At 43.9% G+C, this 19157-nt stretch carries 14 protein-coding genes; 12 read left to right on the top strand and 2 right to left on the bottom strand.

Annotated features, from left to right (window positions below; all coding sequences use genetic code 11):
• Positions 1-25: 25 nt before the first annotated feature.
• Entirely contained in the window at positions 26-436 is a 411-nt protein-coding gene (locus ACMYR3_RS00785; protein ID WP_424193589.1) for a c-type cytochrome, read from the bottom strand.
• A gap of 67 nt (positions 437-503) precedes the next feature.
• Positions 504-2138: a pyrroloquinoline quinone-dependent dehydrogenase gene (locus tag ACMYR3_RS00790; protein WP_424193591.1), complete on the bottom strand. Its 1635-nt coding sequence runs from the start codon at positions 2136-2138 to the stop codon at positions 504-506.
• Between the two features lie 504 nt (positions 2139-2642).
• Here ACMYR3_RS00790 and ACMYR3_RS00795 point away from each other — a divergent pair.
• From ACMYR3_RS00795 to ACMYR3_RS00850, 12 genes are all read left to right on the top strand, one after another.
• Complete coding sequence (locus ACMYR3_RS00795) at positions 2643-3200, top strand: LuxR C-terminal-related transcriptional regulator (protein WP_424193593.1); 558 nt, start codon at positions 2643-2645, stop codon at positions 3198-3200.
• Between the two features lie 519 nt (positions 3201-3719).
• Positions 3720-4733 (top strand): WD40/YVTN/BNR-like repeat-containing protein, encoded by a 1014-nt coding sequence (locus ACMYR3_RS00800; protein WP_424193595.1) that lies wholly within the window; start codon positions 3720-3722, stop codon positions 4731-4733.
• A 37-nt stretch (positions 4734-4770) separates the two neighbouring features.
• Positions 4771-7164 (top strand): efflux RND transporter permease subunit, encoded by a 2394-nt coding sequence (locus ACMYR3_RS00805; protein WP_424193597.1) that lies wholly within the window; start codon positions 4771-4773, stop codon positions 7162-7164.
• Positions 7165-7231: 67 nt separating this feature from the next.
• A complete protein-coding gene (locus ACMYR3_RS00810) occupies positions 7232-8767 on the top strand; it encodes a DUF1302 family protein (RefSeq protein WP_424193598.1) in 1536 nt (511 codons plus the stop codon).
• A gap of 13 nt (positions 8768-8780) precedes the next feature.
• Positions 8781-10106 (top strand): DUF1329 domain-containing protein, encoded by a 1326-nt coding sequence (locus ACMYR3_RS00815; protein ID WP_424193600.1) that lies wholly within the window; start codon positions 8781-8783, stop codon positions 10104-10106.
• A gap of 62 nt (positions 10107-10168) precedes the next feature.
• Positions 10169-11335, top strand: a complete 1167-nt coding sequence (locus ACMYR3_RS00820) for an acetyl-CoA acetyltransferase (RefSeq protein ID WP_424193602.1) — start codon at positions 10169-10171, stop codon at positions 11333-11335.
• Between the two features lie 86 nt (positions 11336-11421).
• Positions 11422-12120, top strand: a complete 699-nt coding sequence (locus ACMYR3_RS00825; protein ID WP_424193604.1) for a CoA transferase subunit A — start codon at positions 11422-11424, stop codon at positions 12118-12120.
• A gap of 30 nt (positions 12121-12150) precedes the next feature.
• Positions 12151-12780 carry a 3-oxoacid CoA-transferase subunit B gene (locus ACMYR3_RS00830; protein ID WP_424193605.1) on the top strand — a complete coding sequence of 210 codons (630 nt, stop codon included), beginning with the start codon at positions 12151-12153 and terminating at the stop codon, positions 12778-12780.
• Positions 12781-12847: 67 nt separating this feature from the next.
• The gene (locus ACMYR3_RS00835) at positions 12848-14167 is read left to right on the top strand and encodes a methyl-accepting chemotaxis protein (protein WP_424193606.1); all 1320 of its coding nucleotides are present in this window, start codon (positions 12848-12850) and stop codon (positions 14165-14167) included.
• Positions 14168-14610: 443 nt separating this feature from the next.
• On the top strand, positions 14611-16545 hold the full coding sequence (locus tag ACMYR3_RS00840) for a hydantoinase/oxoprolinase family protein (protein WP_424193608.1): 1935 nt from the start codon (positions 14611-14613) through the stop codon (positions 16543-16545).
• 5 nt (positions 16546-16550) lie between these two features.
• The gene (locus ACMYR3_RS00845; RefSeq protein WP_424193610.1) at positions 16551-16952 is read left to right on the top strand and encodes an acetone carboxylase subunit gamma; all 402 of its coding nucleotides are present in this window, start codon (positions 16551-16553) and stop codon (positions 16950-16952) included.
• 66 nt (positions 16953-17018) lie between these two features.
• A complete protein-coding gene (locus ACMYR3_RS00850) occupies positions 17019-19154 on the top strand; it encodes a hydantoinase/oxoprolinase family protein (protein WP_424193612.1) in 2136 nt (711 codons plus the stop codon).
• The last annotated feature ends 3 nt before the right edge of the window (positions 19155-19157 follow it).

The following is a 19157-nucleotide window of genomic DNA, read 5'->3' on the forward strand; positions in this document are numbered from 1 at the left end:
TGAACTTATTTAAAATATGAATTATTTATTCTGGCTTGTTGGATTCTGACAAGGATCGAATGTATGAAACAATTTTCCAGATGGTTTCATCTGGAATTGAACCTTTCCAGGATGGCATGACATTGGCACCATTAATTCTTCCGTTAGCGATGGTGTCGTGAATATACTGAGGATCCCAATCGATGCGTGATCTGAATGATTTTGTTTTTCCTGCATCACCCTCCTGGCCATGACAATAAGCGCAAGTCTGGATGAAGCGCTTTTTCCCATCGGCAATCCATGTCGGATTTTTTAAATCTTCCAAGGTAGGTGCAATGGTCTTGGCTGTCTCATTGGTGGTTGGTGGTGCTGCCTCGTCGGCAAGGATGGATTGATTAATCAGTAAGTTTGCAATAACAAGAAAGACAAGTTTAAGATAGGTCTGATAGATGTGCATAATGAGTGTGCAAAAAAAGATGTGCAGAATCAGAGATATCTGCACATCAATTGGATAAGAATAAAATTTATTCGATTGTGAATGCGATCAGCGCTGCGCCACCACGCGTATTTTTAAATCCTGGATAAACGGCTCCAGCAAAAGCTGGAAACAGCGATCCAAAACCTGATGGCACCAAGATATATTGCTTGCCACCAGCCGCGTAGCTGATCAAACCCGAGCGAATACCAGATCCAGTATTGAAATTCCAAAGTTCTTTGCCTGATTTGGCGTCATAGGCATGTACCAGACCATGTACATCACCATTGAATACCAGATTGCCTGCTGTTGCCAGAACCGATCCAAGGTTGGGTAAATCAGAAGGAATCTTCCAGGCCGTTTTTCCGGTTAATGGATCTACTGCTTGCAGTCTGCTGCTAGGTTTGCCAGTAGCGGGCGGTGGTGCAAAATTGAGTTCGGCGAAGGCAAAGTAAGGTTGCGAAAAAGCCATGTCCTTGGGTTCTTGCTTGCCAACTTTTACTGTATTGCAGAATTCATGCGCATTGGTATACCAAAGTCCAGTTTTTGGACTGTAGGCACCATGGTTCCAGCTTCTTGCACCAAGGACGCTTGGGCAAAGTGTTTTGGCTTTACCTTCTTCTGGTTCGTTACGGCCTATCAGTTCACCGGTTTTTGGATTAACGGACTCAACCCAATTAATATTTTCGGCCAGTGGCCAGACATTCAGTACTTGGCCGGTTTTACGATCTAATACTGAAACATAACCACCCTTATTGAGGTGGAAAAGAATGTCTTTACCATCCTTGTCCAGCATGACAGATTCATAGGCCGCATCGTAGTCCCAGACATCATGGGGTACTTCTTGATGATGCCATCTTAATTTACCTGTCTTGGGTTCGATGGCCAAAAGTGTCGCTGTATAGAGGTTGTTGCCAGGACGAACCGAGCCATCGAAGTCCGGTGCCGCATTGGATGTGCCAATATAAAATAGATCATTCTTTGGGTCATATTGACCACCCATCCAGGTACCGCCGCCGCCGGTATCAATCGCACCTTTTGGCCAGCTTGCCGGATCATCTTTGAGTGTTTCGAAGGCCCAAAGGCGTTCGCCTGTTTGTGCGCTCACCGCATGGATTTTGCCACGTTGCGCCAGATCGCCACCAGTTGGCCCTATGATGAGCACATCACCAGCCAAGGTTGGTGGGGAGGTAAAGTTACTTCCTGCACTCTTTTCTGTATCAACGAGTTTGGTGTCCCATAGTTTTTTTCCGGTCTTCTGATCTAACGCGATAATTCGACCGTCCAGTGTGCCGAAATATACTTTACCAAGGCCTACCGTGACACCTCGATTGTATGAGGCAAAGAGCAGTTTTGAAACGATAGGGTCCAGTTCAGTGAAGTAGCTCCACAGCTCTTTGCCAGTTTTTCCATCCACTGCAAAGACCCGGTTGTTGGCAGCAATATAGTAAAGAATGCCATCAATGGCGATCGGCGTAGCTTGTAATCCCTGTGCAATATCACCAGGCTGATGAATCCAGGCAATTTTGAGTTTTTTAACGTTATTGGTATTGACCTGTTCTAGCGGACTATAGCGCCAGCCGCGATAATCTCGATGATATTGAGCCCAGTCAGCACCATTGTCTGCCGCATCATTGGGTGTCGCAGCTTCGCAATAGCTTGTGCCCAGCAATATGAGTGCCATGGCTATTTTGGTTGCCGATTTTATATTCTTACTTACAGGTTTCATCTTCGTCTCCGATAATTTTAATCATTAATAATTTTTAAATACGATTTCTGATTTTAAAAACGCCTGACACAATTTGTTATTGATCAACGGTCTGCCTAATCACCGACGGAGGTCTGAATGATTAAATGTTGAGCATCAACAATTTGCTTCAATGACTTTATCTAAGTGAGTAGTTATATATAAGTCGTAAAAATACGATGCATTCTTTTATATAAACTGGCTTGAAAAAATATCAGACCAGATCAAAAACAGAACGAATTTGATAATCAGTCGTGCGAAATATGGATTGAAGATGATATTTAATGGATGTTGTTATCAAGAGTGTCCAATTACCTAACAGGAAAATAATTTATTGAATGGCATCTAATTTGCTCGTTTTTTTTTAAATTTATCTTGAATAAATGAATAAATTAAAAAAGTAAGTATGAGTACTTACTATCAAAATAAGAAAGTGATATTTTGAATTTAAGCGAGAATACCAGTCAGCTATTGCAATTATTTGATTTGGTTCCCATGGGTATATTGGTCTCATCTGGGCGAATCATCGTTCATTGCAACAATGAATTTACCAATATGTTCGGTTATGACCGGAGTGAGCTGATTGGTATGTCATTAGAAGGCTTGTACCCAAGCAGGCAGGAATATCAGGATGTTGGCGATCATTGGATCGAATCTATGCGGATTAATGGGGAGTGCAGTGATGAGCGGGTAATGAAGAGAAAGGATGGTAGTCTCAATTGGTTTAGGGTAAGGGGCCGATGTGAGTCAAACTCTGATCCATTCTCGTTGGCTGGCTATACATTCGAGTGGGTTCGTGGCTATAAAAATTTCCATAAAATGCTTACTGTACGTGAGAGACAAATTGTCTCTGATATCCATCAGGGTTTTACCAGTAAAGAAATCGCCAAATTGCTCAGATTAAGCCCAAGAACGATTGAAACATATCGCTTTAGGCTGATGGAAAAATTTCAAGTCAAGAATATCAATGAGCTGATTTTTAAGTTGATGCATGAATAGCTTGCTCATCATTTCTTGAAAAAATCAAAATTCTCCTTGCAGAAAGCAAGGGGAATCTAGTCGAAAAATCTACGTTAATCAAGTGGCGATATCAATCGCCGTTGTCACAAATTCAAATAATTGTGGCGACTATTCGATCCCACGAATCGTGCGGCAATTCCTCTGAAAGTCTGGTGCTTCTATCCAATTATCGAACTACCGACCGATTGCATTTGACCAAAAATCGGTCTCAATCGTGGTTCCGGACATTAAGGATTAATCATTTAAATCAATAAGTTGATTTTATTATTCGAACCATTTTCCTATTGGCACCTAAGTTGCATTAGATATAAAAAATTAAAGCCGGTCAATTATCGATTGGCTAATGACATTACTGACAATAACGACACGGAGACAAAAAATGATTGTCATTCACAGGGGTGCTTTTGGCCTCGATATTTCATATCCAGATACGCTGGTTATATTTGAATTGTTGTTCAGAAAAATATCTCTGTCTCAAATGTGGTTGGGAGATTAAATATGTCTAGCGTATTGGTTCAGGAGCGTAGCTCAAGTTTCATATCGTCAATTATCTCAGCCCTTCTGCCATTCATGATTGTTGGTGGATTGCTTTATTTGGCTTTCTTTGTGAAAGCAGAATCGGGTGTTGTGAAGGTGATTAGTCCGCCTTTAGAGCGGCGAGATGTTTTTTATGGCATGACAATTCCTGCACCCGATGTCATATGGGCGGTTGGGTCAAATGGAAAAATTGTTCGTAGCGTTAACGATGGTGAAACCTGGGCGGCTCAGGTTTCACCGCTCAGTTCACATATCCAGTCGATATCTGCCTGGGATGAGAGGCAGGCCATTGCAGTTGGTAATCAAGGTCGTATCGCTGTAACTAGTGATGGTGGCACGCACTGGGTTGAAGTGGAGGCCCCTCATTCTGAGGTTGCCAATAAATTATTGAGGGTCAGGGGGTATGGCGATGGCATTGCCTGGGCTGTGGGTGAATTGGGTGCTGTATTGCGAACGAATGATTATGGCAAGACTTGGCAAAGAGCCGTGGTAGAAAAGGATCAGGCCTGGAATGACGTATTTTTCATTGGTAATCAAGGCTGGGTGGTCGGCGAGTTTGGCGCAATGCTGAAAACCGTAGATGGTGGGGCAACTTGGAATGCATTGTCTAGCCCAGTCAAGTCCAGTCTTTTATCTGTGTATTTTCGTGATGCAAATAATGGTGTTGCTGTGGGATTAGCCGGTGTGGTTTTGCGCACGTCTGATGGCGGAAATAAATGGACGCTGGTTAAGCCCGCTACTAAAGAGCATTTGAACAGCGTTATTTGGGATGGCTCGCATTGGATTGCTGTCGGTGATAAGGGCATCATGATTAGTAGCGACATGGGCGGTGAGGATTGGCGTGGTGGCCGCATTGACGATAAAGACTTGTCATGGCACACCCAAATTATTTTCGCGCAAGATAAATATTACTTGGCAGGCGCTAATTTGTCAGAGCTCAAACAGGGTGCGTTACATGTTTTTGGTCGGAATTGATTGCTAATTATCACTATTGCTTTGGAAAGACATAAAAATGAAAAACGCAATATTCAGAGTCTTGTCAGGATTCATTGATCGTGTATTAAGGTTTCGTGTAATGGTTGTTTTGGTGATTGCCGCCATAACGCTTGTCATGGGTTATTTGGCGGCGCATATCGAAATTAAAACGGTGTTTACGGATCTCTTGCCAAAAAGCCATCCCTACATCGCTGTGAATAATAAATTCAAGCAGACATTTGGCGGCTCAAACATGGTGAGCATCATGCTCGAAGTTGAGCAGGGCGATGTGTTCAATATGACTGTTCTCGGCAAGCTGAGGCAGATTACGCAAGAGTTGCAAAAAGTAGAGGGTGTCGATACCTATCAAATCACTTCGCTTGCATCCAAAAAAATGAAAGAGGTTCGGGCTTCGACGGAAGGTGTTGAGTCACGCTCTTTGATGTGGCCAAACCTGCCAAAGAATAATGCCGAGATTCAGCTATTAAAAGAATCGGTATTAAATAATTCCTTGGTCTATGGGCCATACGTATCCATGGACATGAAAGCTGCCCTGATAACCGCCGACTTTGTAGATGGTGCAGTAAATTATTCAAAGGCCTATGAACAGATTGCAGAGATTACTGAGAGGGCAAAAGGCGATGGCGTGATGGTGAGGATGGTCGGTGAACCAATTTTGTATGGATTGGTGAATCACTATTTAACTGAAACTATGTACATTTTCTTTATTACCGTTGGCTCACTCGTACTTTTGTTGTTATTAATCACAAGAACTTGGCATGGTACTTTGCTGCCATTGCTCACCGGATTTGTCAGTGCTGTTTGGGCATTGGGTGCGGCTAAATTAATGGGGTTTCATCTGGATCCATTGGTTATTGTCGTCGCTTTTCTGATTACTGCACAAGCCATATCCAATTCTGTCCAATTGGTTTCACGATTTGACGATGAAATCATGGCGCAGAAAATGACGGCGCTGGAGGCTGCAAAGTCCAGTATTTTGAATTTATTTAAACCAGGCATGCTGGCTATCGTAGCCGATGCTGGTTGTGTTCTGGTGGTAGCGCTCACGCCAATTCCAATGCTGGAAAAAATCTCTCTGATTGGTACGGTGTGGATTCTTTCGATCATTGTCAGTGCACTGATTCTGACGCCGGTCATGCTTTCATGGTGCAGCTCATCAATTAAATATATTCATCCAATTAATGTCATGGGTCTGTTGCGGGGTGTATTGGGATTTTGCGCCGGTATTGTGACTTCCCGCTGGCGTTATACCGTTATTGCCGGTGCATGTATTGCGTTCGTAGCATCCGGATTTTATGCACTTAATCTGAAAGTTGGTGATGCCAATCCTGGATCCCCCATTCTTTGGCCGGATTCAACTTATAACAAAGATGCAAAAGCCATTAATCAAAAATTTCAGGGTTCTGATCGCATGTTTGTTGTGGTCCATGGAAAAGAAGAAGGGGCGCTTAAAGAGCCATCTGTTTTGCAAGGCATGGAATCTTTTCAAAAGTATATGGAAGCTCAACCTGAAATTGGCGGTAGTTTGTCAATGGCTGATGTACTGCCTCAAGTAAAAAGAGTCATTCGCGAGGGCAATGTCCGATATCAAGAGCTTGGCAATAGCGCGAATGAAAACGGTGAGCTGGTATTCATGTTTGTGTCAGGCAGTGATCCTGGTGATATGGATCGTTTTATGGATCCACAGGCGCTCAATGGTGCTGTGACATTGTTTTTCCGTGATCATCAGGGTGAAACCATTCGCACTGCAGTATCAAGAATTAATGACTATGTAGCTAATCACCCAATGGAAGGAGCAGAATTTCAACTTGCGGGTGGTTTGGTTGGTGTACTCGCAGCGGTTAATGAAGTTATTCTCGCTGGACAAATTGAAGCAATTGCTTTTGCACTGTTGGTGCTAATGGTGTGTTGCATGATTACTTATCGATCAACGGTTGCTGGCATATTTTTCATGTTGCCGGTACTTCTCTCAAATACACTGACCTTTAGCTACATGGCCTGGAAGGGTATAGGTATGAACATTAATACCTTGCCTGTCGTGGCACTTGGTATTGGCCTTGGTGTTGATTACACCTTTTACATTGTTGATGGTATTCGAGAAGAGCTGCATCATCACAGCAATCTTGAACAGGCCATCCGTAAATCCCTGATGAGCGCCGGTAAGGGTGTTCTGATTACAGCAATCACCTTGGTTACAAGCGTCATCATCTGGAGCTTTTCTTCCCTGAAATTGCAAGCCGATATGGGATTGCTTATTGCACTCTGGCTGTTTATTTCTGCATCAAGTGCTCTCTTCATCATGCCTGTCATGGTCTATGTATTCAAACCAAAATTCATTACAGGGCGTATTTTCGAGTCCTCTAATGAGGCTGTTTCGATGGGAGGGAAGAGAGAAGAAGTGCTTATCTGAATTGCAAATCAGCAATAAATATTTCTGCTTAAAAAAATAATGTGGAGGGTAGACAATGAAAATGAATATGAAACGGCTAGCATGGGTTTTATGTACCATGACTTTGGCGATGAATGCGGCTACAGCAAAAGACAAGTCCGAAGAAGCTACTGATGAAAATGGTAATAGCTTTCATTTAGGGGGTTATCTGCGAGGCTGGGCAGCTTTCAATATGCAGGATGTGCCAGAAACCAAAGCAAATGACAAATGGAAGCCATCGATGATTCGGGGCTCTATCATGCTGGATGCGGATGCCAAGACTGGTCCTGTCAAATGGAAAGCAACAGCCAGAGGAGATAAGGAATACAAGACTTCTTATCTTCAAGATCTGGAGGATCTAAGGAAAACCAACGGCACGACGGGTGGGCAAAGCAACAATATTCTCGATAACTATGACAAGGCTGATATACGCGAACTGTGGGCAGAATTTACTGCCGGTGATCGGGCCACATTTCGTTTAGGCAAGCAGCAAATTGTCTGGGGCGAGTCAGACTTCTTTCATGCAATGGATGTGGTGCATGGCTACGATTTGAGTTGGCGTTTGTTTCTTGAAGGTGAAAACGAAGAGTGGCGTAAGCCTCTCTGGTTAGCCAATATGAAGTATGACGTACCCGAATGGAAGGGGCAATTTCAAACTTATATTCGGCCAGGTATTGATCGTTGCCAGGATATTGGTAATACCTATGATATTCGCGGTGGGCGCTGGTTCTTTCAGCCGTATCGCGGTTTTGACCTGACTGCGCTGACAAAGAAAGATTGCAACCATCCTGATGGTGATCAAAACGATCCGACTGGCGGGATTCGTTGGAGTGGTACAGCAGGCGACGTGAACTACTCTTTGGCTTATGTCAAAACTTTCTCTGCGGATCCAGTTGCTAACTCGGTATTTGCCCCTTACAGAAAAGCACCGGCTGGTCCACTTTTTGATTTAATTCATCCAAAAATTGATGTATTTGGTGCCACCATTAGTGGTTATGCGCCAAGCATTGATGCAGTGTTAAGTGCAGAACTGGCGTTTACTCATAATCAACCCTACAACATTGGTACTGGCGGGTTGACTACCCCGACTTTGGGTGCAGCAGCAGGCCTTGGCTTAGGTGGCGTTCGTAAGAAAGATGTCGTCACCATGATGTTACGGGCCGACAAGAATATTCACTTTGAACATCTCTTGGGTACATCACGTCCATCATTCTCATCCATCCAATTGTTTGATACGTGGGTACAAAACTATAAGAAATCAGATGATCTGGTTCGTCTGTTTGCCTATGGTGCACCACTTACTGAACACAATCCAATCCTGACTGCTTTTACGGTATTGAATTATCGCAGTGACACGATCAATCCAGGAGTTGCCGTTGGTTTTGATCTGAATCATGGCGGGGGCTTCTTGATCCCGAGTGTGGATTTGACATTGGGTGATCAATGGCGAGCCAAGGTAGAGGCAGATATTTTTTGGGCTCGCAGTACTTCAGCTACGTTATTTGATCCCAATCCATCAGTACAGCTATTCGGATACTTCAATAAAAGCAATCAGTTGACATTCCGTCTAACACGTCAGTTTTAATAGGAGACACATAATGATCGATCGCGAAACAGTAGTAAAAAACAAATCGTTGATGTCTGAGAAGGTAATTAAAGGTTCATGCCTGCTTGCGTTGACATTGTTTGTCAATCAAGCCCTGGCTGGTGAGCTGGCACCCGGTTTTGTCATTAACAAAGACAATCTTGAAAAGGCCAAAACAGAAACCTTTGAAGGTAAAACTGTTGGTAGCATGATTCCGGAAAAGCTCGAAATGATGATCAAAAATTTTGGTCTGACAATGAAAATTGCTCACTCCAAGAAGATTGAAATGGATCCGAAGTATGTCGAGGCAACCAATAAATATGCTAAAGATGTCAAGTTCGATCCGGCAACCCGTACTGTGAGTGGTTGGAAGGCAGGTATGTTGTTCCCGCCAGAGAGCATCAAAATGGATGATCCCAATGCCGGTGACAAAGTCATCTGGAATCTGCGGGCGGCAACGTATGGCGCTACGATGGATTTGCGTGACATATCATTTGTGTTTATTAATGGTAAGAGCGGGGTGGAGCGTGTTCAGCGTTGGCAATCGCGTCGCTATTACATGGAGGGTCGTCTTGATAATGGCCCAATCGCTGAAGGCGATGGCACGATTGCTCAAAAGACCTATCTCTTTGCAACCAGTCCACAAGATATTCGCGGGCTTGGTACATTCTCAATCCGTTATAACGATTCGACTTCAGCCAAACCTGATGATACATGGGCCTATTTGAAGTCAGTCAGAAGAACACGTCGCCTGTCAGGTGGCGCATGGATGGATCCAATTGGTGGTACCGATCAGTTATATGATGATTGGGATATCTGGGATGCATTTCCAACTAAATATCGTGCCAACAAATTAGTTGGTAAGCGTTGGGTTTTTGCTATTGCGCATAGCCCATTGGTCAGTGTTGATAAAAGTAAGCGCGATACACCAGCCGAATTTCCTTCAGTTGGTTTAACTGAAGCACCTTACTATTTCCCGGCCAGCCCGATTGAATGGGAACCGAGGGAGGTTTATGTGGTTGAGGGTACACCACCGGCTGAGCATCCTTACAGCAAAAAAGTGGTCTATATGGAAGTTGATTTCCCAAGACCTTATCTGGGCGAGATGTACGATCAGAAGGGGGAGTTCTGGAAATTCATGATTTTCCAGAATCGCCCCGATGTGGGTGAAGATGGCTATAAGGCAGTCATGCCGGTGGTCGGACATGTGATTGATGTGAAGCGCAATCATTCGACTACCTGGTCTTCAAACATGAAAGCCAATCCGAAGGGTGTTAAAGAAACGGATGTTTCCTTGAATAAATTGGAAGAGGTTGCGACTGGTGGCGGCGGTAATTAAGCCGCAAACACAGTGGGTATGACATAGGTCATACCCATATTCTGATTTGAAACGGGAACATCATGGCAGCACATATTGTTGGCTGGTTTCATTTACCTTTTGGCAAACTGGATACGATCAGTCTGGAGTCGCTAATCGTTCATGCCGCTCGTGGTGCAATTCATCATGCAGAAATTGCAGCTGATGAGGTTGATGCCATGTGGCTTGGCAATCTGAATGGTGGACTTGTACCAGATTTGTTTTGCTCTTCAATGATTCTGGGAGCGGATGATGGCTTACGCTGGAAACCGTCCATCCGGATAGAGAATGCCTGTGCATCGGGTGCCTCTGCTGTGTATTCAGCCTGTGATGCTATTGAGTCTGGCCGGTCGAAAATTGCTTTGGTAGTCGGTGCAGAAAAGATGACTGAGGTTGATGGTTCAATTGTCACCAATGTTTTGGCAGATTGCTCTTATGTCAAAGAAGAGTCAGCCAGTGGCCTTACTTTCCCAGGCATCTTTGCAAAATTGACAAGGAGCTACTTTGATTTATACGGCGATCACTCACTTGCGCTGGCAAAAATTGCAGTCAAAAATCATGCAAATGCCGTCAATAATCCATGGGCGCATATTCGTAAAGAATTGACTCTTGATTTCTGCAATACGATTTCAGACAAAAACCCCTATATTGCGGAACCGTTAAGAAAAACCGACTGTTCACTGGTCTCGGATGGCGCTGCGGCCTTGATCTTAGCAGACGAATCGATCATTAATCAATTCCCACGAGCAGTTAAATTCAGATCACGAGTACAAGTGAATGACTACTTGCCTTTATCAAAAAGAGTACCCATTGCATTTGAAGGTCCTAAACGCGCATGGGCACTGGCTTTGGCACAGGCAGGTTGTTCTATCAAAGATATCTCATTTGCTGAGATACATGATTGTTTCACTATTGCAGAGCTATTGACCTATGAGGCCATGGGTTTGGCAAATGCCGGTGAGGGTGGCCGACTGATTGATGAGGGGGCAGTTCATTTGAATGGTTCGATACCAATCAATCCTTCCGGTGGTTTAAAGGCAAAAGGGCATCCGATTGGTGCTACGGGTGTGTCCATGCATGTACTTTCGGCAATGCAATTGTGCAATGAAGCATTGGAAATGCAGATTGAGAATGCCTCACTAGCGGGAATTTTCAACATGGGCGGTTCTGCAGTGGTTAATTGCGTCAGCATTTTAGAGCGTGCTCATTAATCCAGAAAATCGCTTTCTAATGATCAGGCTCAATTTGCTGATTATTGTTAGCAGAAATTAAAAATTGAAGATAAAGAAAGACAAGTATGGCAAATAAGATTTTCAGGAGTGCGCACGAGGCACTAAAGGATTTATTGAAAGATGATCAAACGTTGGCTGTTGGTGGCTTTGGTCTGTGTGGTATTCCAGAGATTCTCATTCATGAGGTGAAAGCTTCGGGCGTCAAGAATCTGACCGTAATTAGTAACAATGCTGGGATAGATGGTGTTGGATTGGGAATCCTGCTGGAGAGTCGGCAGATAAAAAAAATGATTTCTAGTTATGTTGGTGGCAATAAAGAATTTGAGCGGCAATATCTTGAAGGAGAGCTGGAGCTTGAATTCACTCCGCAAGGAACCTTGGCAGAAAAGATGCGTTCGGGTGGTGCTGGCATTCCAGCTTTCTTTACTAAAACGGGTGTAGGTACAGTCGTGGCGGAAGGGAAGGAGTTGCGTACCTTTGATAACGAAGTGTTTGTGCTTGAGCGTTCGTTGACTGCCGATATCTCTTTGGTTAAAGCTTATATGGCTGATTATGCAGGTAATCTGATTTTTCATAAAACGGCTAGAAATTTTAATCCGGACGTAGCTACTGCCGGCAAAGTGACCGTTGTCGAGGTTGAAAAGATTGTTGAGAACGGCGTGCTTGATCCCGAGCAAATTCATACCCCGGGAGTTTTTGTTCAGCGGATTGTGCTTAATACCAATCCAGAAAAACGGATTGAGCAGAAAACGTTACGGACTTGATTGCTTTCAACTAATTAACGAGGTTTAAGAATGGCTTGGACTAGAGATGAAATGGCCGTGCGTGCAGCCAGTGAATTGCATGATGGCTTTTATGTGAATTTGGGCATCGGACTACCGACCTTGGTGGCCAATTTTGTTCCCGCTGATATGGAAGTCTGGCTGCAGTCGGAAAATGGCCTGATTGGTATTGGTCCATTTCCAACGGAAGAGGAGCTTGATGCTGATCTGATTAATGCTGGAAAACAGACGATCACAACCACAAAGGGTGCGAGCTTTTTTAGCAGCTCGACTTCATTTGGCATGATTAGAGGTGGGCATATCAATTTGGCAATACTTGGTGCCATGCAAGTCAGTCAAAGAGGTGATTTGGCTAACTGGATGATCCCGGGAAAAATGATCAAGGGAATGGGTGGGGCAATGGATTTGGTGGCTGGTGTTAAGCGTGTCGTGATTTTGATGGAACATACCGCAAAAGATGGCTCACACAAGATTTTGAAAGAATGTGATTTACCTTTGACGGGTAAACAGGTTGTTGATCGAATTATTTCTGATCTGGCAGTTATTGATGTGACAGAAAATGGATTGCATGTCATTGAGCTTGCACCTGGTGTGACTGAATCTGAACTGACCAAGAAAACCGGTGCAAATCTTTCATTTTGATTTATCAGATTTTATAAAATTTTCCCCTGTTTAATTTAAAAATAGAATTTATAAGGAGAAATCGCTGATGTGGTTTTTCGGAAATGATTTGATTAAGCAACTTGAAGATAAACTCTCTGATGTAAATAAAAGAGAGACAGTTCGGTTGAGTCTATCTGGTGGCCGACGTGTTCAGTCTCTGTCTGAAAAATTAAATTGCTTAATCTTTAATTTGAAGGAAAAAGCCGACATTGCAGAAAATAAGCTGATTGAACTCGAAATAAATACAGGGAATTTAATCTCAGCGGCCGAAAAATCAGCGAAGGAATCCAAATACCAGTTAGATCGAACTAATTTACTCATGCTGGCTACGAGCGAAGGATTGTGGGATATCGAAATATATCCTGACAAAGTAATCGATTTCGATTATCCAGTATGGTGGTCTCCTCAAATGCGAACGATGCTGGGCTTTGACGATGAAGCAGATTTTCCTAATATCTTGGGTAGCTGGGGAAATCGTCTTCACCCGGATGATGTATCCATGACCCTTGGCGCCTTTAAGGCTCATTTGGATGATACTTCGGGTAATACACCATACGATGTTCAATACCGAATCTCTTGCAAGGATGGCAAGTATCGCTGGTTCAGAGCACGAGGCGCGACCACTCGAGATCGTAGTGGTAAAGCTTTACGGGTTGCAGGATCACTCTCGGATATTACTGAACAGCAGGAAAAAGAATTCGAACTCAATAAAACACTGACCAAACTGAATTTGGCTGTTCAAGTCATCGGTGATGGACTTTGGTATGTGGATTTGAGAACCGACAATATTAACGATTCCGGCAATATATTTCAGTGGTCTCAGCAATTTAGAAAGTTGCTTGGATTTAATGATATTGATGAATTTAAAGCTGAATTTTCAAGTTTATTGGCTCGCTTGCATACAGAAGATAAATCCAAATTTATTGAACGTATTGAACAACATCTTTTAAATCATTCTGCTTTGCCATTGTTTGATTGCGAATGCCGAATTCTTTCAAAAAATGATGGATATCGATGGTATCGGATTCGGGTGATGACGCATCGCACAACTGAAGGAGTTCCTTCGCATATGGTGGGTTCAATTAGTGATATCCATGCTTCAAAAATCGAGTTGGAATTACGAAAGCAAGAAGTCCAAAATCGCTCTCAACTTGAAAGTAATTTAGTGAAAATTACTGGCATTGTGAATGCAATTAAAGATATTGCAGATCAGACCAACTTGTTGGCATTGAACGCTGCAATTGAAGCGGCAAGAGCTGGAGAGGCGGGAAGGGGATTTGCAATCGTCGCCGATGAAGTTCGTAAACTTGCCGAAAGAACCAAAGATGCTACTCAAAAAGTCTCCAATATGGTGAAAGAAGAATAATCAATTTTATTACGCTGAATCATTAAATAAAGCAGTTGAACAGTCTCCTCGTTTAGCGACCTTCGGGTCGCTTTTTTTTGGACTCAGATTGATATTGTTGAACATGAAGTAATGAAGATCAGATTACTTAAATTGGTTTTGAGAAAAATCAATAAAGCACAGTCCGATTACTGGACTGTCCATTAAGTTTAATCGGACTCTTGTCAGAAAATATTTTTTATATAGAAAAAATATCAATTAATTCAAATGGTTATTAATTTATTTTGATGAATTTATCACTGGCACATCGTTTGCGTAAAGGGTGTGTAACGCAGTAGCAAATACTGATAAATATAAATCCATCATAGGAGACATCAAATCAAATATTCAAAAACATCGTACTCGATTTAATTGGGTAATACGCTAGAAAGTAAATCTGATTAACCTCAACTAGGACCATATTTATGGGCATACAGATAAATATAGACAACGGCGGAACACTAACCGATATTTGCATTATCAATAGTGGTTCAGTTAGTAAAACCAAGGTATTAACTACACCGTATGATCTCAGTAAATGTTTTTTTGAAGGCCTGCAAAAGGCTTCCGGCGTCGTTTACGGCGAGCCTGATGTCGCAAGACTATTGGAGGAAGTGGATCTCATCCGTTACTCCACTACTCAGGGAACCAATGCCATTTGTGAAAGAAAAGGGCCAAGACTTGGTCTGATTCTTCTGGGTGGTAACCAGTCCATTTTCAAAGCGCTTTCTGATAAAGATCCAGAGCTTTATAGCGCGCTGATTGGTGACCGTACATTTATCTTGGATGAGAAAGTACTGAGCGGCGATAGCAGTGAAGTCGATATCGTCAAAGCTATCAATGGTTTGACAGCCAAAGGCGCGAATCGGCTGGTAGTGAGTGGTGTCGGCCGTAATTTCCTGGATTCTGAAGATAAGTTCAAAAAAGTTGCACTTAGAAAATATCCCCGTCATTTGTTGGGCGCAGTGCCAATTTTATTTGGCGGTGATTTGGGTTCTGATGGTGATGTCGAAAGACGTAGCTGGACGGCGATGATTAACTCATTTCTGCATCCGGCCATGGAACAGTTCCTCTATAACGCCGAAAATCGACTGAGAAGTTATCGTACCAAAAATCCATTGTTAATTTTTAGAAATGATGGCGATGCGTCTCGTGTGGCCAAATCTGTCGCTATTAAAACTTATAGCTCCGGGCCTAGAGGTGGTATGGAGGGGATGAAAACCTTTTCAAAGGCTTATGGTTTTAAGGATGTTGTTGCTATTGATATTGGTGGCACAACGACTGATATTGGGCAATGTCTCAACGATGTTGTCGCTGAAAAGCGGCGTGGTCATGTAGAGGGAATCTCTGTTTCATTTCCTTTGTGTGAAATTGTCAGTGCCGGTGTAGGTGGAAGTTCAATCTTCAAAGTGGTAGATGGGCACATGCAAATCGGCCCAGAAAGTGTGGGGGCAGTGCCCGGTCCGGCTTGTTTTGGGAGGGGGGGTAAGGAAGCTACGATTACTGATGCCAGCCTGTTGAGTGGCATTCTGGATCCTCGCTCGTATTTTGGTGGTGATCTGGTGCTTGATGCCGATCGAGCAGCAACTGCCGTAGAACTAAGTATTGCCAAGCCACTTGGCCTGAGCCTGGAAGAAGCGCTTTTATTGATGCAGTTTTCGTATGAGGACAAGGTCGCAAGAGAATTGCATCGAGTCACAAAAATATCCAAAGATACCATCTTGCTGGCCTTTGGTGGTGCTGGTCCTCTCAATGCTTGTGGTATTGCAGAAAAAGCCGGAATCAGCACGGTAGCAGTGCCAAAAATGGCTGCAGTATTTAGTGCTTATGGCATTGGTGAATGTGATATTTCGCAACTCTACTCAAGTACCGTGTATGGCCTCAATGACGCTAATCTGCAGTCAACGGTAGATGAGTTGAAGATCAAAGCGTTAAGAGATATGTATGCCGAAGGATTTTCTGAGGGGCAATATGAAGTTCGTATTCGCTTGGTTGCTAATCAAGGTGGTAATGAACTAAGTCAGGCACTTACTTCGGCTACATCTGTGCCAGCTCAATTTAAAAATCTTGAATCCGTTGATGTTGAATTGGCTGCAGTTAAGGTGCTTCGTAAAACCAGTGACGGTCATGCCAAGTTTGAAAAGAAAAATCTGAGTGTGCCCAGCGGTAAACGTAATCTTCTTGTTAAGGGTATGGGGCGAGTAGATGTGCCTGTATATCGCCTTAACGATATGAAGTCGGGTGATTATGGTGTTGGGCCAGCAATTATTGAGGAAGATTTTTTCACTTGCCGTGTATTGGCAAACTGGAATTATGTGATCAGTGATGCTGGTGACATCCTCTTGAATAAGAAAGGTTGAGAATCATGAAAGTACTAATGACGGAATATCTTCGAATCAATCTCGAGGATGAGCAATGGGAATGTCGAGTCTGTAATCACACTATCGGGCCTGCCAATCAGAGTTACAAGGAAGGACTGCTAGTTCATAACAGAGATCCAAGAGAAATTCATCCTCCTATTATTGATCCTGAGAAGTACAAATTTACTTTCAGTCCAGATCCAGAATGGGTTCGGATTCTTGAGTATTACTGTCCGAAATGCGGTACCCAAGTTGAAACGGAATATGCGATTCCTGGACACCCACCGCTCTACGATATGGAAGTCGATATTGCTGCCTTGAAGGCGCAATGGGCGAATCGTGAAGAGGTTAAAGAGCCTGTGGTCGGTCCGGAGGTGGTTCTAGGCGCTGGCCATAAGAATCACTAATACACAACAGAAATGTGGGGTTGGCTCAATAAGCCGGCCTCACGATATGAAAATGAAGGAGATGGTATGAGACGTGTATCCGTTGACATTGGTGGTACGTTTACTGACTGTTTTGTGGTATGGGATGGTAAATATATTGAGGCAAAGGCACTCACAACGCATCAAAATCTGGCACTAGGATTTAATGAGGCGTTGGGTAAGGCAAATCATGTATTGGGTTTGGAACTCGAAGAAATTCTTGGTGGAGTCGATTCAGTTCGTTATGCGACTACCTTGGGAACCAATGCGTTGATTGAGCATAAAGGCCCCAAGATCGGTATGTTGGTAACGGCCGGGTATGAGGCGACGGTGCCACTTAGTCGTGCTCGTGGTTATGGTGAAGGTCTGGATAATCTGGGTCAGCAGGATATGCCCAATGCACAACGCCCAGACCCTCTGGTTCTTGCCCATATGATTCGTGGTGTGCGTGAGCGTTTTGACTTTGAGGGTAAGTTGGTCATGCCGCTGGATGAAGACGATGTTCGCGTGCAGATTCGCTCTCTGGTTAATCTGGGTGCTGAAATCATTGTGGTTGCATTGGTTAATAGCGTAGTAAACCCGGCGCATGAGCAGCGTATTGAAGAAATCTTGCTGGAAGAGTATCCATCCCATCTGCTGGGTGCAATCCCAGTGATTCTTTCCCATCAAGTTGCAGGGCGGAAAGGTGAGTACGTTCGAGCTACTTCTGCCATTGTGGATGGTTATTTGCACTCAACGATGTATCACGCGTTGTCTGCACTTGAGCAGAACTTGCGTGCCCACCGCTATGAAAAACCCATGTTGGTTATTCATAACTCGGGTGGTATGGCACAGTTGAACTCAACGGATGCTTTGCAAACGATTCATTCTGGCCCTGTATCGGGTATTGCTGCTTCCGAGCATTTGGCAATGCAGGCTGATTTGGGTAATGTTGTCGCTACCGACATGGGCGGCACCAGCTACGATATTGGTATTGTTGTTGAGGGTGGTATCAAGCATTATGACTTTAATCCGGTGATTGATCGCTGGTTGGTTTCGGTACCTATGGTGCATTTGGTAACCTTGGGTGCGGGTGGTGGATCCATGGCCAAATATGATCGCATGTATAAGACAGTACAGTGTGGTCCAGAGAGTGCTGGTTCAGATCCAGGGCCAGCCTGCTATGATCGTGGTGGCATGAATCCTACGGTCACAGATGCTGATCTGGTATTGGGTTATCTAGATCCCAAGAACTATGCCGGTGGCTCAATTCCATTGAACCCACGGCGTGCGGTTTCAGCGATTGAAGATGCTTTATGTGATGAGCTCGATTGTGATGTGATTGAAGCCGCATTACTCATCAGACAAAAAGTGGATGACAACATGGCCAATGGTTTGTTCACCGAACTGCGCGCCCGTGGCTATGATCCTAAAGATTTCACCTATCTGGCTTATGGTGGTAATGGCCCGCTGCATTGCTGTGGTATTGCCCAGAATCTGGGTATTGACAAGATTCTGGCACCGCCCTTCAGTTCTGTATTCTCGGCGGTAGGTGCTGGCAATATGCATCAGTTGCATATCCACGAGAAATCCTTGTACATGGTTTTGTATGACTCAAATACGCGTCATATTTATGATGATTATGATCGTTTCAATGGCATTGTCGCTGAGCTCAAAGAGTTGGGTACACAAGATTTGTTAAGACAAGGTGTGCCGCTGGAGCAGATCTGCCATAGTCTCGAACTGGATCTGCGTTATGGTAACCAGCTGGTACAAACCACTGCGGTGATTCCAAAACATGAGGTCAATGGGCCTGGTGATGTGCTCAACATCATTTCGCAGTTTTCAAGTGATTACGGTAAACGCTTTGGTGAAGGTAGTCAGGCACCAGAGGCGGGGATTCGGATCAACACCATGCGTGTGGCCGCTTTTGTGCGATTGGAAACGGTTCAGTTTGAAGATATCAAGCCAGTGCCTGCATCAGAAAGAAAAGCACCACCGCAACCCAAGGAAAGCCGTAAGTGCTATTTCGTGGGCCATCAGGGTTCATTTGATACGCCTGTTTGGGATCGTGCTGCTATTTTGCCGGGCGTGCAAATTCCAGGTCCTGCAATTATTGCCTCTGAAGTCACGACCTTCCTGGTTGATCCTGGCTGGAATTTTATTGCGGCCAAACAGGGAGCCTCCTGGTTCTTGAGAACTTGAGCC

Origin of the sequence: Ampullimonas aquatilis, assembly GCF_049675895.1 — a bacterium.
GTDB lineage: Bacteria > Pseudomonadota > Gammaproteobacteria > Burkholderiales > Burkholderiaceae_D > Ampullimonas > Ampullimonas aquatilis.